Origin of the sequence: Leucothrix pacifica (assembly GCF_003172875.1) — a bacterium.
In the GTDB taxonomy this organism is placed as follows: Bacteria; Pseudomonadota; Gammaproteobacteria; order Thiotrichales; family Thiotrichaceae; genus Leucothrix; species Leucothrix pacifica.
Genome location: NZ_QGKM01000070.1, coordinates 1 through 1,723 on the forward strand (window position 1 = coordinate 1; position 1,723 = coordinate 1,723).

Sequence of the window (1,723 nt, forward strand, 5' to 3'; positions counted from 1 at the left end):
CCCCCAGCGCCAAAATATCATTACCACAAATGACTGCAGTGGTTTGCGGGTGATGTGTCATTAATTCATGCATAGCCAAGCGGCCTTGCTCTCCGGAATAACGACACTCCAGTACCTCACCATCATCTAAGCCAATGCCATTTTGCTGCAAGTGCTGCTTGATACCTTCCAGTCGCTGTTGCGCCCGATCATTACCACGTAATATTCCTGAGATAACACCAAAATGACGATGCTCTAATTCCACCAAATGCTCAGCAATGGAGTTATGATTGAAAGTAGTGTCTAAAGAATTTGCTAAAAAGCGGCGTATCTGGTTTGTTATTAGTTACCACAACTGACAATAAACCGAAGAGGATACACCGCTATGGCAGACAATAACGTGATCGACCTAAGTAGTCTAGGGACACCCACAGACTCACTGACAGAGTTTTTAAAGCAAGGCGCACAGAAGCTCCTTCGGCAAGCACTAGAGGCGGAAGTTGAGCTCGAACTAGAGCGACTTTCAACACGACGCACAAACCAAGGCTTAGCAGGTGTTGTACGCAGTGGCTATCAACCTGAAAGGCAGATCCAAACAGGAATTGGCCCAGTGACGGTTAAAGTGCCGAAAATACGAGCAAGAGATGGTAAGCCCATCTCGTTTCGGTCGGCATTAGTGCCACCGTTCGTGCGTAAGACCCGTTCGCTGGAAGCCGCAATACCTTGGCTTTACCTCAAAGGTGTTTCTAGTGGTGAAATGCAAGACGCGTTGAAGGTATTGGTTGGCCCTGACGCTGAGGGATTATCAGCAAGCACTGTCTCTAGGCTCAAGCAATGCTGGGCGGAGGAATACAAACAATGGCGGGAAAAGCCGTTACATAAAGATCAATGGATCTATGTCTGGGCGGATGGGATACACTCTGGTCTGAGGGCCGATGACACCAAACTGTGCTGCCTAGTCATCATGGGCGTCAATGAACGCGGAGAAAAGCATTTTCTGGCCATTGAAGATGGTGTCAGAGAGTCGACTCAAAGCTGGAAAGAAGTGCTGTTGAAGCTTCAGTCCCGAGGAATGAACACGCCTCACTTAGGTATAGGTGATGGCGCATTAGGCTTTTGGGCCGCCCTTGATGAAGTGTATCCTGATACGGTTCATCAGCGGTGTTGGCAACATAAGGCCAATAACGTGATTAACTACTTGCCTAAGAAAGCGCAGGCAAAAGCAAGAGAGTCACTCAACGACATCTGGCAAGCAGAAACTAAGGACGATGCCGAAAAATCGTTTGATCTGTTTATAGCCATGTATGAAGACAAGTACCCAAAAGCCAGTCGGTGTCTTGAGAAAGATCGTCTGAACTTACTGGGGTTTTATGACTTTCCAGCGAAGCACTGGCAAAGCATACGCACAACTAATCCGATAGAGTCGGCGTTTGCCACTATACGGCATAGAACGAAGCGGTCGAAAGGGTGTTTATCACGCGAAACAATGCTTCACATGATGTTCAAGCTGGGTGAGTGCGCGCAAAAGCGCTGGCACAGATTAAGAGGATTTGATTACCTGGCAAAGGTAATCGAAGGCGTACCATTTAAAGATGGAATCGAGGTAACTGAGAAAAACCGGGACGCGGCGTAGAATTCTTCTCAGACACTACTCTTGACCATAGCTCACTGTTTGATACCCCCACTTAGGATGATAAGTTAGATATTCATAGCGAATAGCATTCCCACAACCTTTCTTTTCGCA

2 protein-coding genes are annotated in these 1,723 nt (G+C 47.4%); one reads left to right on the plus strand and one right to left on the minus strand.

The genetic code is table 11. The features are described from left to right. Positions 1-244: type 1 periplasmic-binding domain-containing protein (locus DKW60_RS18515; RefSeq protein WP_219988831.1), on the minus strand; the 244-nt coding region annotated here is incomplete at its 3' end. Positions 245-364: 120 nt separating this feature from the next. Between DKW60_RS18515 and DKW60_RS18520 the strand changes: the two genes are divergently transcribed. Then, positions 365-1,612, plus strand: coding sequence for an IS256 family transposase (locus DKW60_RS18520; protein ID WP_109839154.1), 1,248 nt, complete (start codon positions 365-367; stop codon positions 1,610-1,612). Positions 1,613-1,723: the final 111 nt, after the last annotated feature.

What these genes read in the sequence shown, in the direction of transcription:
- DKW60_RS18520 (WP_109839154.1), top strand. Translation starts at nt 365, where the DNA reads ATGGCAGACAATAACGTGATCGACCTAAGTAGTCTAGGGACACCCACA.